Here is a 15,886-nt window from a genome sequence, read left to right on the forward strand (position 1 = left end):
AAACGGCTGGGCGCTTTCACCGTTCTGCCCGGGCGCTTTCCGCCGTTCCCGCTGGGTGCTTTCCGCCGAAATATGCATCCTGGTGGGGATCGAGCCTCACGATGTCGTATTCGTCCGGCCGAGCCACGAGATCCCATCGGGAAACCTTCTCGCTCACCGCCGCGCCAATACGGAGGTCTCCGGCACGCGCCACCCTGGCTGAAAAGACACGGTCGAAGGTGAGGACGAACGGCTTGAACTCCTGGCGCGTGCACGCCACAAGGCCCTTTGCTAGAGTCCGCTGGTTGTCCTCATCGAACAAGCTTTGCGGGTCGTCGAGGAGCACAAACTGCAAGCCGCCATCGCGCTCCCAGACATATTGGGTGAGCGCCAGCACGAACGAGAAGAGCTGCGCCCTCTGGCGCGAGCTGTTCGTGATCTGGGCGGCATCACCCACTACGTCGCCTTGCTCGGCGCGCGATACAAGGGCGGAACCGTCGTGACCAAGCGCCACAAGGGTGGGGCCAACGTTGCTGGACGCCCGGTAAACCAGATTCAGAAACGTGCTGGTCTCCTTGTTCAGGGTGGCCAGCAGACCGCCCACTTGGACGTCGACCGCTTGCTTCAGCACCTTGAGGCCTTCGAGAGCGTCCGCGGCTCTGGTGGCCTTGGCGATCCGGGTTTCCTCGTCGACCCAACGCGTCAGGAGCATGCGCAACTCGCGCAAGTGGACCTGCGCCGCTGCCACGGGCACGTGATCGTGCAACAGGGTGCGCAAGCCATCGATGGCTGCGAGCAAGCATCCCCCCGGCAAATCCTCACCCTCGGCCAGCCCCACTCCGTAGGCTGCCGATACCACCGTGGAGCGCCGTTCCGCCGTGTCTGCGGCCCATGTCGCCGCATCCAGCAGAGTGGTCGTCACTTGGACAGCCTTTTCAACCCGCGATCCAGCCAGATCGGGATGCAGGCTCGGCAAGACCGACAACGTCGGATCAGGCAGACCGACCGCACCGGCTGCAAGGGCTTCCTCCGCCCGCCCGACCAGAGCTGCCAAAGTGGGAACATCCTTGAGCCGGGCCGCTATGTCGCCGGCGGTACTCTTCGCCCAGTCGGCGCGGAGCGAAGTCGGCCCCAGCATCCGGATGTGCTTCAACTCACTTGCGACGGCCTCCGGCAAGTCTTTCTTGAAATCATTTGCCGCCTGCTCGATGAATTGATCGAGTGTGAACTGCAGGTCGGCGAGATCTTCTTGCGCCTGGGCCAATGCCGTGGCGATGGGCATTCCCAGATCGTGGTCGTGGTCCGCTTCGGTAAGGGAGCGAAGGCAAACGGGGCAGGCATCCGGTTCTCCTTCCCGGCCCTGCTCCTTCAGCCAAGCGGCGACGCGGGCGTACAGGCGACGGCGAACGAAGGCGGTCTTCTCCGCGTGCTGCCGGGCAAACTCGTTGGCGCGATCCGCCAGTGCCTGCACCTGCTTGCGAACCTCCTCGACCGTCGCCGCATCGATTGTGGCCAGCCTGCCGACCACTGCCGCGAGGGAGTCCCGTGGCGGCGTACCGCCGGTCAGGGTCGTGCGGGTACGGACCAGTTTCTCATCGAGCCCATCTAGAGCGACGCCTGTTTCCGGGACGCCCGCAGCCTTGGCGACCTCGGCGACAACCGAGGCCGTTCTCCGGCGCAGGTCGTTGTCGATGGCGTCAAGGCTGACCTTGCATTTGTCTCCCGATGTTGGAGAAGCAGCGGCCGGCGGCTTCGACGGGCTCTTCTCGAACAGCATCGTCAAGGCGCCGGCTTTGTCCGCAAAATCACTCACCGTCACCTTTTGGTCGTTCCGGCGGTTGGTCGTGAATGTGCCCTTCAGGAAGCTTGCGAACTTGGCAACGGACACTTCCGCAAGATCGTTGATGGGGCGGAACTCGGTCAGTTCCTGGACGCCCTTGCCCAAGCTCTCCGGACGACCAAGCACAATGTAGGGAAGACGCGCCATATGCAGGACGCTGAGTTCTAACCCCAGGCGGGACACCTCAAGGGCGTCTTCCAGAGCTTGGGTTAGCTTCCCGTTGACCAACAAGCGGCTGGTGAAGCGGCCCTTGACCAGTGGCGCGACCTCGCGGCGGACGACCACAACCTGTCCCATCGCATTGGTCAGCGTGACCTCGACCCTGGTCTCGATTATCGCTCCGCCGGCTTGGCTCCGTGCGCGCCATTGCTCGGCAGTCGGCATGGGGACGACGGTCGGCAACAGGATCTCGTCGCCGTTGGGCAAGGCGTATGTGTTGACCAGCGTCTCGAACGGCTGAGGTTCGCTGGAGGCGCAGGGAATGTGCCCGGTCAGCGCGAAAGTCAGCGCTTTGGCGATGGAACTCTTCCCCGCGCCGTTCTGGCCGCGGATCAACACCACGTCCCGTTCCACCTCAATGACCAGCGGCGGAGGGGTGCAGCCGTCGGCCAGGCAGTAGGGATGGAGGCCGCCGAATTGCGTGATCTCGATCTTAATGACGGTCCAGCGCGGTTTGGCACCGAAGCGCACGCGGTCTGTTACGGCTGGCGGCTGGAATGGTTGGTCCAGCCAATCCATGATCGCCTTGGCAAGATCTTCAGTGCCCCTGCCAAATGGCTTTGCGAAGATATCCTGGCCAACCCGGTGGTCTAGGAAAAACTGCAGGGCATGGCGCTGCTGCGAATCTTCCAGATGGAAGGTGTCGCCGTTAGCCAATTGCACCGGCCAGCCGGCGACGACAGCCTCCAGAAACTCCCGTGCGGTGAGCGTGGCGGCTTCCTTGGGCCTCACCGGCGTTTCAACTGAGGTCACGGTGAACCTTTCTTAATTGCGGCCGAGTAGGAGCGCAGAGAGTTTCGGCAGTAGCCGGTAGCGGCCGAACGCGACGGTCAACCCGCCTACCAAGAGCGCCCCCAGGACGTAGGCTGCCAGCAGTCCCCACCAGAAGACGGGTTCGAGCGTGAGGTCGCTCATCTTGTTCATCCCGAACGCACCAGTCAGCAGCGAAGCCGGCAGGAACAGTGCTGCCACCGTGGTCAGGACAATCATGGTCAGATTCTCCTGACGCCCGAGATCCAACCGCTCCGCCTCGTCCGCCAAACGGATCTGCTCCTCGATCTCCTTCTGGATCTCGGGAAGGTGGTTCGCCGCACGCAGGAAGTCGTAGATCCGGTCACCCATCACGTATGTCGTCACGCGATGGGGCAGGTACTGCCGGCGAAATGCAGCGAAGCTGTGGCGCAGCCTTGCGATCCCGGCGTCCGGGCCAGTTGCTTGATCAAGGAAATCGGTCAACCGGACTCTTTGGTAGCAAACAGTCGCAAACAGCAAACTGTAATAGGTTTCCGTGTTCCGCGGTTGACCATGGGTGGCTGCACCCGCCAGAAACAGTGTCAGCCTGTTGCGCCACTCGTAGAGCCGCCAGTTCGCCCATTCTTGCAGGTGATGAGCAAGAATGGCCTGCTGGGTCGTGGTGTCTGGACCGAACTCCTCCTTCCACGACGACATCCCGAGCGCAAAATGCAGCACAAGATCGTCTCGCACTTGATCTTCGGGCCATCCCCCTTCGGCATGGCAGAGATTGAAGTTCGGCAGGTCCTGGCCAAACCAGTGGACACGTCCATCGACTTCATCCCAGCGTTCGGACGGCAAAGCCAGAACGTCGCCCAGGATCCATTGCCGGAGGTGGAGTTCACGTCCGCCAACCCGCCAGATGGCAGGACTCGCCCCAGGATGTGCCGGGTGCCAAGAGGCGGCTGCAGTTGCAGTCCATTTCGCATCGTCAGGATTGAAGGGCCTGTTTCCGCTGACCTTAATTAGCAGAAGAGGATGGACATCCGTCCAGAGCAGGTCCACCCACTCAATCTGCGCCCAAGGAAGGCCCTCTGGTCCAACCAGCTCCGGCAACATGTCAGGCAAGAAGGTCCATCGTGATGAATTTTTGAGTTCGCGTGCCCTAGGCATGAAGAAGTCACGGCAGCCGGGAAGAAAGAACCGACTTGCTTCCTCTAAGGCCTCCCGATCAGGCTCGATCAACCGCAGGACCCAGCTTTTCCAGGATTGTGAATGCTGCGCACGCGCCCTGTCTTCTCTGGTAAGGAAGAGCGGCGCGACCAAGAAGCAGGACCAATTAATCATTATCACAGAAAGTAACTTTTCTTAGGATAGCATCATATCTCATATTACGGTCGATTTCTATATGCGTAACCGACATTTGTCAACCCATACGGGTGAGAAAATCTTCCTTTCTGCCTGCTGCGCATATGCCGTTGGTTTCCACACCACAAGGCGGAGTGACTACGGCAAAGTTTGCAATTCAAATCTTTCCTAGAAGCTATAAAACTGTTTTCATTGGTTTTAATAAAGGGCTCAGCCCCTCTTGCGCTATGTGATCTGGGTTATTTAACGCTCAAATTTTTCAATGAAAAATCTCAGGAGAAAGCGACAGCGAGGGCGCGCTGGAAGTCGTGGGCGTCGAGGCGGTGGCCGTCGAGCCGGATCACCGCGGCAGCCGAGCGGCGGGCGGCATCGGCGGCGAGGCGCCGGCGCCGCGCCGGATCGGCGAGGGCCTGGTCGAGGCGGCCGAGCGCGCGTTCGGCGGCGAGCAGGGCGGGGAGAAGGGAGAGGACGGTCATCGCGGCTCCGGGAAAGCCGCGCCAGGATAGCTGAATGCAGTGATCTTTGTTAACTGCACCAACATCGGGAAGCAGGGATAACTGGTTACCGATAACGATTCGATAATGACAGTTATCAAGGCGTTATTAGGCCATAGACCCCGGCGCTCGGCGCCGCTAGGATGGCGCCATGCCCACAGACCGCACGCTGACGGCCACGGACGCCGCCATTCCCTTCGCGTTTGAGCCCGTCCTGTCAGCCGATGACGTTGATCGCCTCCGCGCCGCCTTCACCACCCGGACGATGGCGGCGTCCACCCGACGCGCCCTGCTCGGCGACGGGCGTCTGTTCGTGAGCTGGTGCGGACAGACCAAGCGCCAAGCCATGCCGGCCAGCCGCGAGACGGTGGACGCTTTCCTTGCCGCGGCTGCGGCCGATGGCCGGTCGACCGCCACCCTGCGGCGCTACCGCAGTTCGCTCGCGTGGTGGCACGCCGCCGGCGGCTTCGCCAATCCGTGCGCCGGGTCGGCCGTGGCGGTGCCGGTGCCCGCGCCCACCCTCACCGATGCCGCCATGGCCGCGCTGCTTGCCTTCATGGACGTTGCCCAGCGCGGTTACGCCCCCGCGACGCTGCGCGCCACCGAAGCCGACGCCCGCCGGTTCGCAGCCTGGTGCGGGCAGCAACGGCTGTCCTGGCTGCCGGCCGATCCGGAAACGGTGCGGCGCTACATCCGGGAGATCGGCAAGGCCCGCAAGCCGACGACCGTGGCGCGTTACCTCGCGTCGATCGCCTTGCTGCACCGGGCCGCCGGCCACGAGAACCCGTGCCGGCACTGGCGTGTCGACTTGGAACGCCGTGGCCATGCCCGCTTGCCGCATGGCCAGCGGCGGCAGGCGGCCGCCTTGACCGATGCGGTGCTGGCGCCGATCCTCGACCGGCTCGATCAGGAGCAGCCGGACCGGTCGAAACCGCTGAAGCCGATCGACCTGCGCGACCGCGCGCTGTTGCTGGTCGGGCGCGACACCCTGGCCCGCGCCGACGAGCTGGTGGCGCTGCGCTGGGACGACCTCCATCCGGTCGACTTGGCCTTGACCCCGGACGCGCAGCCGGGCGAGGCGACCATCCGCATCCGTCGCTCCAAGACCGATCAGGAGGGGCACGGGGCCGAGGCCTGGCTCTCGGCCGAAACCGTCGCGGCGCTCACGGCCTGGCGGGCGGTGGCGCCGCGGTGGCCGGCCGAACCGGGAGATGAGGAGCCGCACACCCGGGAAGGCGCATTCCTGTTCTGCCATCTGTCGCGCAGCGGCGCCGGCGAACGGATGAGCCCGGCGGCGGTGCGCCGCGTGGTGGAGCGGCGGACCGGCGAAGCGGACCCGCTTGCCGTCGGCTTCAGCGGCCACAGCTTGCGCGTCGGCGCCGCCCAGGACCTGCTGGCCGCCGGCGTCGACCTGCCCGGGCTGATGCAGGCGGGGCGCTGGTCCTCGCCGGTGATGCCGGCCCGCTACACCGAGCGCTTGCGGGCGACACGCGGGGCGGTGGCGCGGGTGCGGCGTGGAAAGGATGGGAGGAAGCCGCTGTAACGATCCGGGATCATTGACGATCGGGCTTGGGCGATCGGACTTGAAATTCGATTGAACAGCGCGTCACTCCTTGGCGTGCTCCTGCGGCTGCGCACCACCGTCGTCGTCCCAGCCACGAAGCCGGGCACCACGCTCCAGCCGGCGTTGCCGCTCATCGGCAATGTTCACGGCAACCGGGAGCGCCGAAGCGGTCTGAATGAACATTTTCCCGTGCAGAAAATGGACCGACGACAAATGCTTGCTCGGGTGTTTGCTCGGGTGGGTGGCTTGCATGACGGCCTCTCCTCTCCGGTGCGGTCCAATAAGACCTGGACTGACTGCACCGCTCTCGTGTGTTCCTCGCCGTGACAGTCATCCCGGCATGAAGGCACCCAACCGGTCCTGACCCGATTTCACGTGCCCTGCGAACCATGCCCCTGCGAACCGTACCCCTACGAACCGTATCGGGGTTCCGCTTCCGCCGATGCCAGGATCTTGTCCAGTTCATCCGGATCGATGAGCGCTGTCTGCGCCATACCCATCCCTCCATTGGAGCGTCCATCGGCATGCGGCAGATGGATCCAGGTCGCAGTGCGCCGGTACACAGGGAAAGAGAGCGAGTCGATCAGTTCCTCGTCGGTTTCCACGACGTAGCTTCCCGCCGGCTGCATTCCGTCCATGCCGTTCAATTCGAAGGGACGGGTGAACGTCACGGTCCTGGTGGTTGTGCGGGTGAATGCGGTGCTCATCGAACGGTGCTCCCGTGCGTGTCCGGCGGTTTCAGAAGGTGCTCTCCAGGTCAGGTCGCCGGTTGGACGAATGACTTGGTAATCGCATTTTGATGGCGAGCGATGTGCCCGTTCGAAGTGACGGGCTTGCGGCGGATGGCGTCCTGCAGAGGATCTCCGGGTGGTCGAGCGCAGCCGTCCTCTTTGCAGGACGTTCATCTTGCAGCAGACACGCTATCCGCTGAAGCCCGAGAACGCCAACCCTGCGAGAAAGCCGACTGACATGCCAAGTGTCAGATAGGCCATGATTTTCCATTTCGGCGCGGACGAAGCCCAGGCTGCACGCTCTGAAGCGGTCCACTCTGATAGCGTCGTATTCCTGAGCGTCATCGCAGCCTCCCCGTTACGGTCTTCATAATCAATATGGTGTCAATAATTTACATAACAATAATCGTCTCCAAATATTTACACCGAAGCTCATTTGATATGAAATCACATACACTTTGATTGTCTTAATCAATATACGATTTTCCACCTCAATTTGGAGTGCGATCATTTCCCCCGCTCCATCGGGGCAGGTCGCGGCGACGCCGTTGCGATGCCCGGCTCAAGACGCCATGAACCGGACCGCCTCGACCGATTGCCAGATGGTGAAAGTCGCAACGAAGAGAACGGCGGCGGCGGCGGCCAGGGACAACGCCAGCAACACCCCGTCCTCCTCGAGATAAGCCAGGGCGATCAGCATGATCGTCACCGCCGGCACGATGTTGCTCAGGGGAATCGGGACGAAGAAGACGCTTGTCAGCGCGAGAACGACCAGCCCGACCACGCGCGTCGTCGCGTCGAACGGCGTCTTCCAGCGCGGGCGTATGACCGTCTCCATGGGCCTCAACACAGGCACGGCACGATCGACCAGCCGGACCAGGCGCTGTGTCGAAAAGCGCCGGGAAGCGATGATCCGGGGGAAGGCTGGACTCGCGCGCGCCAGGATCATCTGGATCGCCGGAATCGTCAGCAGCAGGCCGACGACCGGTGACGTTCCCGGAGCCAGCCCGATCAGCGCCAGCAGCAGCAGAACGATGCCGAAGGAGCGCTTGTGGAGTTTGTCCAGCAGCCAGCCGAACGACACGCAGTCGGCCGGAGCCTCGGCCAGCAAGCCACGCAGAACCTCGGATGTCGGGATATGCGGGTTTATGACCGGGTCCATGGCGGCATCGCTCCTCCCCCTTCCGGCAACCGGCGCAGGGCCGGTCATGCCGGGATCGACACCGTGACGGCCGTGCCTCTGTCGGATTTGACGGTCACGCCGCCGTCGATCTGCTCGGCCAGCAACTCCATCAAGGTCAGGCCGAGCGAACCGGAGCGCCGGGTCTCGGGCATGCCGACGCCGTCGTCGCTGACGGTCATCCGCAGAAGGTTGCGCGAGGTATGGCGGAACGAGACGGCGATGCGGCCGGACCGCCCGCCCGGGAAGGCGTATTTCAACGCGTTGATCATCGCCTCGTTGGCGATCAGGGCGAGCGGGATAGCCTGGTCCGGCTTCAGAAACGCTTCGTCGGCATCGACATCCAGGACCACCTGCTGGCCTTGTTCGGTTTCGAAAGATGCCAGCAGGTCACGGCACAGCATCCCCAGATAGCCGCCGAATTCGATCTCCTGCAGCCCCTGTGCCCGGTAAAGCTTCTCGTGAATCTCGGCCATGCGGTCCAGCCGCTCCACAGCGCTGTGCAGCGCATCCTGCACGGCCGGCTCCTGATTCCGGGTTGCGTCCAGCTGGATGCGCAGGAAGGATGACGCCATCTGCAAGGTGTTCTTGACCCGATGGTTCACCTCCCGCATCAGGTCGTCCTTGTCGCGCAGCAGCATGTCCTTGTCGTGCAACGTGTTGCGCAGCACCCGCTCCACCTCGGTGCGACGCTCCACTTCGACGGCGAGTTGGCGGTTCAGCTCGTCCAGCCGGCCGGTGCGCAACGAGACGCGGCGATCCAGCTCCTCGTTGAGTTGCCGCAGTTCATTTTCCGCCGCCTTGCGCGCGGTGATGTCGACAAAGGACGCGAAGTGGTAGCGGATCCGGTCGTCCTCGAAGACGGGAGCGACATGCTGAAGCACCCACAGTTCCTTGCCGTCCTTCCGGTAGAGCTGCACCGGGCGCACGATGGCTTCCCCGGCGCGCAGGGCCAGGTCGATGGCGCGCGCCACCTCCGGATCGGTGTCGGAGCCGGACAGAAGGTGATAGCTCCTGCCCAGCACCTCCTCCCGTGCGTAGCCGCCGAGCCTGATGAACGCGTCATTGACGAAGACGATCGGCACGTCCGGCAGGGTCGGATCGGCGATCAGCATCGGCATCAGGGTCGTTTCCGCCGCCACCACGAAGGGACCGCCACGCGCCTCCTCCTCATTGACCATCTTCTCTGCGTCCTTCTGGTCGCGGGAATTACCGGGCATGCAACGCTCCCTGGTCCATTCGCTTCTACTGAAAGAGTATCGCTGCACGGTGCAGCGTTCTCAGACGAATAAGTGGCAGAGGCCCTTCACGGCCCTGTCCATTATATAGAAAAATATATCAATTGCCTCCTGCAGAATTTTCATAAGCTTTCTGCATACGTACAAGATAAACTCCCAAATCATCAAAAGAATACCTCCTTATTATTTTGCGATTAATCGCGTGTTTTTTCAAATTATATTTCTTGCGACGTTGTATTTTTGCAGTGCAGCATAATATAAGACTAAGTCATTCAGGTCGAGCACAGCGCTCCCCGACACCCCACCCGAACAGATATGGTTTTGATATGGACGACGGCACGCAACCCACCCCCACCACTCGCCCGACCATTCGCAGCGCAAGCGACGAAATCCCGGCGGGCAAGGATGCGTCAAAGGGCGCCACCATCCGAAGCGCCAGCGAGGAGCATGCGCCGAAAGCCGGCCGTGGCTTCGGACAGCAGCCGAGGCCCTGGCCGCCGACGCTGCCCGGCACGTCGGGCAACCAGGGATTTCCTGAAACCGTCCAGGCTGCCGGCCAAAGGTTCAATCGCGCATTCAACCAGGGCCTCGATAGCGGGAGCGGTCAGGCGACGGCACTCGGCGGCGCCCTGATGGCAGGCTATGGAACGGCCTTTTCGGAAGCCGTCTCCTTCATGAACCAGGCCGTCGAGCGTCAGAACGAGATGATGGGCAGCATGCTCAAGGCTCGTGGCCCGCAGGACATCGTGACGGCGGGGCACCGCTACCTGCTCGGCGGCTGGCTGGCCTTCTTCGAGGTCAATGTCCGCGTCGCTCAGGCCGCGTCCCGTCTGACCCAGGATGCCAAGCACAACGCGCCGCATCCCGACGCCTGACGCCGCCGACCCGCCAAAAAACCGCAGGAGGACCTCCGTTGACCAGTTCGGAAAACGAGACGCAGACGCTTCTCGCCGTCGAAGAGCAGGTGGGCGTCGCCAAGCGCCGGCAGGTCACCGGGACCGTCCGCGCCCGCACCCTCAGCCATGAGCGGGAACAGCCGGTCGAAGCCGATCTGTCGGTGGAGACGCTGGAGGTCGAGCGGGTGCCCATCGGGCGCTTCGTCGATGGTCCGATCCCCGACCGCCAGGACGGCGACACCACCGTCATCTCGGTGATCGAGGAGGTCGCGGTCGTGGAGGTCCGCCTGAAGCTGGTGGAAGAGGTCCGGATCACCCGCCGCACGGAAAGCCGCAGGATGACCGACCACGTCACGCTGCGCCGTCAGGATGTGGCGATCGACCAGGATCCCGCGCCGGACGACCCAGAGGCCTGACCGGCGCGGACCGCTTCAAAAATCCCAAACAGTCGAAATCCTATCGGAGACCATCATGAGCACGATCGTCGTTGGACTTTACAAGGAAACCGGTTCCGCCAAGAAGGCCTTCCAGGCCCTGATCGCGGCGGGCTGCCAGGAAACGGACATCGAAACCTTCGGCGGCGCCGACAGCGCCGACAAGGCCGCCCAGAGCCTGCTGGGGCACGGCTTCGAGAAGGAACTGGCGGACCAGTATGGCGCTGCCCTCCGTCAGGGCCACACTCTGGTTGCGGCCGATATCGCCGATCAGGATGCCGATGCGGCGGAGGCAATTCTCGACGAGAATGGGACCATCGACCTGCCCGACGCACCCGCAGCGCATAAGCCGGCCCAAAAGGCGCGCAATGGCGGCACTGTCGAGCAGGAGACCCTCCAATCGGTGAAGGAGGAGGTTGAGATCGGCAAGCGCCGGGTTTCCAAGGGTGGGATGAAGCTCACCTCCGAGGTCACCGAGACGCCGGTCAAGGACACCGTCACGGTGCGCGACGAGACGGTGGATGTGGAACACCGCAAGATTGACCGCCCCCTGAGCCCCGACGAGGAGAAGGCCGCCTTCGGCGAGAAGACCGTCGAACTGACGGCGACCTCCGAAATGCCGGAGATCACCAAGGAGGCCCGCGTCGTCGAGGAGGTCGTGCTGTCCAAGACGGCGTCGGAACGGGAAAAGACCGTGGAGGCCGTCGCCCGCCGCACCGACGTCAAGGTAGAGCTGGTCGGCGGCAAGTCCGGCAACAAGCGCTGACCCGAAGCACACAAGGCGTGGCAGGGCGGACGTGAACCGCCCGCCTCCGACGGCCATCCCGGACATAAGCCGGGGTGGCCGTCCGGCATCCGGCACCCCCGATGCAAGATCGAAAGACATGAGCGAGGAGGCCGGGAGGCTGCCGAAAGAGCCGGTGGATCGCATCACCAGGCCACTCGCACGTTTCCTGCGGATCGAGGCGGCGGCCGGCGGCGCCCTGTTGCTGTGCACCGCCCTGACCCTGCTTCTGTCCAACTCCCCATGGTCCGCACCGTTCCTGGCCATCTGGGAGACCCAGGCCGGACTTCATCTGGGCGCCATCGAGTTCTCCCGGTCGTTGAAGCACTGGATCAACGACGGACTGATGACGCTGTTCTTCTTCGTCGCCGCGCTTGAACTGAAACGGGAAATGGTGTTGGGCGAGCTCCGCAGTCCGCGGATGGCCGCGCTTTCGATCGCCGCGGCATTGGGTGGAATGATCGTGCCCGCCGCCCTTTTCCTCCTGGTGGTGGGTGACGGGGACAGCGTTCATGGCTGGGGGGCGGTCACAGCGACCGATACTGCCTTCGTGATCGGCTGCCTGGCAGTCCTCGGGACGCGCATCCCCCACAGCCTTCGGCTATTCCTGCTGTCGCTGGCGATCTTCGACGACATCGGCGCGATCCTCGTGATCGCGATCGGCTATGGCAGCGCGCTCGATCCGGCGGCCCTCGGACTGGCCGGGCTGGGGGTTGGCGTCGTGGCGGGCATCGCCCGCGCAGGCGTCCGCAACCTCCCGGCCTATTTCGCGCTGGGCGGAGCGATCTGGTTGGCTCTGGACGTTTCGGGCGTCCATCCGACGCTGGCCGGTGTCCTTCTCGGCCTGATGACGCCGGCGCGCAGCTGGGTGAGCGATCACCGCCTGCGCAGCATCCTGGGGCGCGTTACCGCCTACCCGCCGGGGGAGCATTGGAGCGGCGACACGGCCGACCGTCACGACCTGCGCCGGGCCGGCGTCGCGACCCGTGAGGCGCTGTCTCCAATCGAACGCCTGGAGATCCTGCTGCATCCCTGGATCGCCTTCCTGATCATGCCCCTCTTCGCCTTGGCGAATGCCGGTCTGCCGCTGTCGGCCGAAGGGATCGACGCCCCCCTGACTCTGGCAATTCTGCTGGCTTTCGTCTTTGGCAAGCCTGTCGGGGTGGTGACCTTCAGCGTTGTGGCCGTGACGCTGCGCCTGGCCATTCTCCCGGCGGAGCTGTCCTGGGGCCTTCTCGCTGCCGGTTCGCTGCTGACGGGCATCGGCTTTACGATGGCGCTGTTCATTGCCGAGCTGGCGTTCGACCCGTCCCTGATCGGTGCCGCCAAGCTCGGCATCCTGGCCGCCTCCATCGTCTCGGCAGGATGCGGCCTCTTGGCGCTGACCTGGTTGACCTCCGCAAGGCGACAGACGGCGCTGACGGACAAGCGGCCGTGATGGCTCCTTCGGCCGCCTGTCTCAGAGCCGCCCGGATCAGAACCACAGCCCGTTCGTCACCAGGGCGGCAAGGAGCGCCGCCAAGGCAAGGATGATCCAACGGTTGCCGCCAATTGCACCGCCCATCCGACCGGCGATGTCGTTGGTCGGCATGGCAGTGGTGGTTGCGGCAGATCCCTCTTTGGGCAAAAGCGCCACGAGACGATCCGCGATCCTGTCGGTGTCCGTTGTCCCAGGCTGTTTCTCAGGAAGCTGACGAAGGATGGCGGCAAGCCGTGACGTCGCCGCATCCTTTGATAACGCCGCCAGGCGAGATCCTTCGGCCCAGGGATCGAGGTCAAGCCGAGCCAGTGCCGAGAGGACGCTGAGCGGCGTTCCATTCTTTTCCATCCAAACTGGAGCAGAGAGGAAATCGCCCAAGTTGGACTGGTGCAGGGTGTATTCGGCGCGCAATGGCATGTCAGCCTCCCCGTGAAAGAGTTTTCATCCATTATATGTGCCATTCCGATCTTATATCATCGAGCGATCGTGACTACAGGCCGTCGACGTTGTCATATTTCACATATGAATAAAGCTCATGAAATTGATTCGAGATAAACAAATTATAAGGATAAATTGTAATGAAAACGCATGAGACGACAATGTCCACTTGCCATCATCACAGGGAACCATCATCACACTTCTGATGTTGAGTGGTTGAAGAGTGTCCGACGCCTCATGCTTCTCCATCCGGCCATTTGCCGTCCTGGCCGACGGAGACGCCAGACTTTTGCATCCCCCCAGGCCCAAGGACCACGACCATGATCACGAAGCAAGGCGTCTACACGGCGCCCGACGCGGCACCGCACCGCACAATTCTGACCGGTTCGGACGTGGAGGTGAGGCCGGGTGTTCATCGCCGCGTATCGTGGGCGGGCGTCTTTGCGGGCGTCGTGCTCGCCCTGGCGATCCAGCTGCTGCTGAGCATGCTCGGGCTCGGCATCGGAATGACGGCCATCGATCCCGCCGCGGGCCGTGAAGGTTTGCCACAGGCGAGTTCCTTCGGGATCGGCGCGGGACTGTGGTGGACGATAAGCTACATGGTGGCGCTTGGCATCGGCGGCTATGTGGCGGCCCGGCTTGCCGGGGTGGCGGTCCATGGCGATGGCCTGATCCATGGTCTGCTGACCTGGGCTTTCGCGCTGCTGATCAGCGCCTATCTCGTGACCACCACGCTGGGTGGCATCACAGGTGGGGCGTTCAGTGCGCTGGGCAGCGCAACCTCGGGCGTGGCGCAGACGGTGCAACAGGCTGTTCCGGAGGTCGTTCGCGCATCGGGACTGTCCGCCGAGGAGTTGCGGGGGCGGGCCGAGGACCTGTTGCGCCCGGCCGATCAACAGCGCAGCGGCAACGATGCCCGCACCCAGTTGCTCAGCGCCCTGACCACGATGGCGACCGGCGGGCCGCAGGCGGATCAGGCGCGTCAGCAGGCGGTTTCCATCATTGCGCAACAGGCCGGGGTCCCCGAGGATCAGGCGCGTCAGCGGCTTCAGCAGGTCGAGCAGCAGTTCGGCGCAGCCAAGCAGCAGGCCACCGAGACGGCGACCAACGCGGCGGAGGCAACCAGCAACACCCTGTCCGCCGCGGGCATCTGGGGCACCATCGCCCTGCTGCTGGGCGCCGTGGCCGCCGCGGTCGGCGGCCGCCTGGGCACCCAGCGGCATGAGCATTCGGCAATTGCCGATTGACGCCGCGGATCGACGCCATTGATTCGGGATAGCGGGTTTAACGTTGGCGTTTCGTTAATGGTGAAGCGACATGGTGTCTCCTTGTGGAGGGATTATGTCGCTTGTCTGGTTTTGCGCTTGCACATACTTGCTTGTCAGCATCGTTGGTCTGCTTGAGGCGGAGATCCGGGTGAAGCCAGGCACCTCCCCCCTGGCAGTGGAGATCCCCTGGTCGACGCTCTGCTTCGCCTTGATGTATCCGGCCAGTGCAATGATGCGCTGGATAATGCTGCGGACCCGTCCGTGATCGCCATGCCGCGGCTCGTCCCCGGCATTCCCCTTCGGTCGCAAGTCCCCATCGGGACGCGATGACAGAGTTCACAAGAGGCGACCGCCGGGAAGCCGGCAAAGGAGGACATGCCGGAACCTCACAGCTCATCCCTGACGATCGCCACATACAGGAGGATCGTTGCCCAGCCGGGCTGACATCAACCGGGCTGACAAGGACCTTTTCGAAATGAAAGCCGCCGCTGTCCTTTTGCTCCTGACGCTCGTGGGTGGCGCGTCTGCGGCTTCCGCCGACGAACGCAACCCGACGATTCTCTTCGATCCGGGCAATTACGTCGACGGCGCCGGTGTCGTGCGCAGCCGTGAGGGCCGGCCCATCGGGCGGATCGAGGAGGAGGTTGGCGGCAGCCATGTGCTGCGTGACAGCAATGGGCGCCGGAGCGGCAATGTCGTGCCCGGCTTCAATAAGAATGAACTGGTCATCCGGGATAGCGACGGCCGCCGGCAAGGCACGCTGGAGCGCCGGTGACGGGGGGCTCAGACCCGCAACGGGAGGTGTCTTCCTGTCGCCAATAAAGCGGCCATCACGACCATGGGAGGAAAGCATGTTTAAGGCCCAAGCCGTTGTTTTCACCGCCTTGATCTCCGTCATCTCCGGTGGAGCCTCTGCGCTCACCTATGGAAACGCGACCTGCGACCAGCTGGTGGATGAAGTCATCAACACGAAGAAGTTGTTCGAGCAAGCCGTCCAGGATTTTAAACAGCATAGCGAACAGCCGGCGACCAAGCAGGATATCGTCCAGCTCTCCCTTTTGACGCAGCGGCATGACCGGGCATTCGCCATGCTGGCAGTCAAGTGCCCGGATGCGCTGTCGAACATCGACTTCAATTGACCGGACAATTTGTCGGAATGGCCATTGTCCGTCGGACACTCCCGCCAACTCCGATGCATCGGGCGGTTTACCGTCTCGCACCACGCAGAAGGGCCCAAGCAG

The 15,886-nt window shown here is 63.4% G+C and carries 16 protein-coding genes; 8 read left to right on the forward strand and 8 right to left on the reverse strand.

Going from position 1 to position 15,886, the window contains the following annotated elements; translation table 11 throughout:
• Window positions 1-16: 16 nt before the first annotated feature.
• The 3 genes from CRT60_RS03585 to CRT60_RS03595 form a co-directional block, all read right to left on the reverse strand.
• Window positions 17-2,791, reverse strand: coding sequence for an ATP-binding protein (locus CRT60_RS03585; protein WP_143273063.1), 2,775 nt, complete (start codon window positions 2,789-2,791; stop codon window positions 17-19).
• Between the two features lie 12 nt (window positions 2,792-2,803).
• A complete protein-coding gene (locus CRT60_RS03590; protein ID WP_161957969.1) occupies window positions 2,804-4,096 on the reverse strand; it encodes a CorA family divalent cation transporter in 1,293 nt (430 codons plus the stop codon).
• 314 nt (window positions 4,097-4,410) lie between these two features.
• Complete coding sequence (locus CRT60_RS03595; RefSeq protein ID WP_098735067.1) at window positions 4,411-4,614, reverse strand: hypothetical protein; 204 nt, start codon at window positions 4,612-4,614, stop codon at window positions 4,411-4,413.
• A 169-nt stretch (window positions 4,615-4,783) separates the two neighbouring features.
• Here CRT60_RS03595 and CRT60_RS03600 point away from each other — a divergent pair, with 169 nt between their 5' ends.
• Window positions 4,784-6,175, forward strand: coding sequence for a tyrosine-type recombinase/integrase (locus tag CRT60_RS03600; protein WP_098735068.1), 1,392 nt, complete (start codon window positions 4,784-4,786; stop codon window positions 6,173-6,175).
• Window positions 6,176-6,238: 63 nt separating this feature from the next.
• On the opposite strand, the gene CRT60_RS03605 is transcribed toward CRT60_RS03600, so the two are convergent.
• From CRT60_RS03605 to CRT60_RS03620, 4 genes are all read right to left on the reverse strand, one after another.
• Complete coding sequence (locus tag CRT60_RS03605; protein WP_098735069.1) at window positions 6,239-6,448, reverse strand: hypothetical protein; 210 nt, start codon at window positions 6,446-6,448, stop codon at window positions 6,239-6,241.
• A gap of 158 nt (window positions 6,449-6,606) precedes the next feature.
• Window positions 6,607-6,903, reverse strand: a complete 297-nt coding sequence (locus CRT60_RS03610; RefSeq protein WP_098735070.1) for a hypothetical protein — start codon at window positions 6,901-6,903, stop codon at window positions 6,607-6,609.
• Window positions 6,904-7,489: 586 nt separating this feature from the next.
• On the reverse strand, window positions 7,490-8,089 hold the full coding sequence (locus CRT60_RS03615; protein WP_167421616.1) for an exopolysaccharide biosynthesis protein: 600 nt from the start codon (window positions 8,087-8,089) through the stop codon (window positions 7,490-7,492).
• Between the two features lie 44 nt (window positions 8,090-8,133).
• Entirely contained in the window at window positions 8,134-9,327 is a 1,194-nt protein-coding gene (locus CRT60_RS03620) for a sensor histidine kinase (protein ID WP_244592240.1), read from the reverse strand.
• 344 nt (window positions 9,328-9,671) lie between these two features.
• Here CRT60_RS03620 and CRT60_RS03625 point away from each other — a divergent pair, with 344 nt between their 5' ends.
• From CRT60_RS03625 to nhaA, 4 genes are all read left to right on the forward strand, one after another.
• Window positions 9,672-10,220 carry a hypothetical protein gene (locus CRT60_RS03625; RefSeq protein ID WP_098735072.1) on the forward strand — a complete coding sequence of 183 codons (549 nt, stop codon included), beginning with the start codon at window positions 9,672-9,674 and terminating at the stop codon, window positions 10,218-10,220.
• 38 nt (window positions 10,221-10,258) lie between these two features.
• A complete protein-coding gene (locus CRT60_RS03630; protein ID WP_098735073.1) occupies window positions 10,259-10,657 on the forward strand; it encodes a YsnF/AvaK domain-containing protein in 399 nt (132 codons plus the stop codon).
• 55 nt (window positions 10,658-10,712) lie between these two features.
• Complete coding sequence (locus CRT60_RS03635; protein WP_098735074.1) at window positions 10,713-11,441, forward strand: YsnF/AvaK domain-containing protein; 729 nt, start codon at window positions 10,713-10,715, stop codon at window positions 11,439-11,441.
• A gap of 118 nt (window positions 11,442-11,559) precedes the next feature.
• A complete protein-coding gene (gene nhaA / locus CRT60_RS03640) occupies window positions 11,560-12,897 on the forward strand; it encodes a Na+/H+ antiporter NhaA (protein WP_098735075.1) in 1,338 nt (445 codons plus the stop codon).
• A 36-nt stretch (window positions 12,898-12,933) separates the two neighbouring features.
• On the opposite strand, the gene CRT60_RS03645 is transcribed toward nhaA, so the two are convergent.
• Window positions 12,934-13,356, reverse strand: coding sequence for a hypothetical protein (locus CRT60_RS03645; RefSeq protein ID WP_098735076.1), 423 nt, complete (start codon window positions 13,354-13,356; stop codon window positions 12,934-12,936).
• 341 nt (window positions 13,357-13,697) lie between these two features.
• Here CRT60_RS03645 and CRT60_RS03650 point away from each other — a divergent pair, with 341 nt between their 5' ends.
• The 3 genes from CRT60_RS03650 (at window position 13,698) to CRT60_RS03665 (ending at window position 15,784) form a co-directional block, all read left to right on the forward strand.
• A complete protein-coding gene (locus CRT60_RS03650) occupies window positions 13,698-14,624 on the forward strand; it encodes a PhnA-like protein (protein WP_098735077.1) in 927 nt (308 codons plus the stop codon).
• A 496-nt stretch (window positions 14,625-15,120) separates the two neighbouring features.
• A complete protein-coding gene (locus tag CRT60_RS03660; protein WP_143273065.1) occupies window positions 15,121-15,420 on the forward strand; it encodes a hypothetical protein in 300 nt (99 codons plus the stop codon).
• Between the two features lie 76 nt (window positions 15,421-15,496).
• The gene (locus tag CRT60_RS03665) at window positions 15,497-15,784 is read left to right on the forward strand and encodes a hypothetical protein (protein ID WP_098735080.1); all 288 of its coding nucleotides are present in this window, start codon (window positions 15,497-15,499) and stop codon (window positions 15,782-15,784) included.
• Window positions 15,785-15,886: the final 102 nt, after the last annotated feature.

Origin of the sequence: Azospirillum palustre (assembly GCF_002573965.1) — a bacterium.
GTDB lineage: Bacteria > Pseudomonadota > Alphaproteobacteria > Azospirillales > Azospirillaceae > Azospirillum > Azospirillum palustre.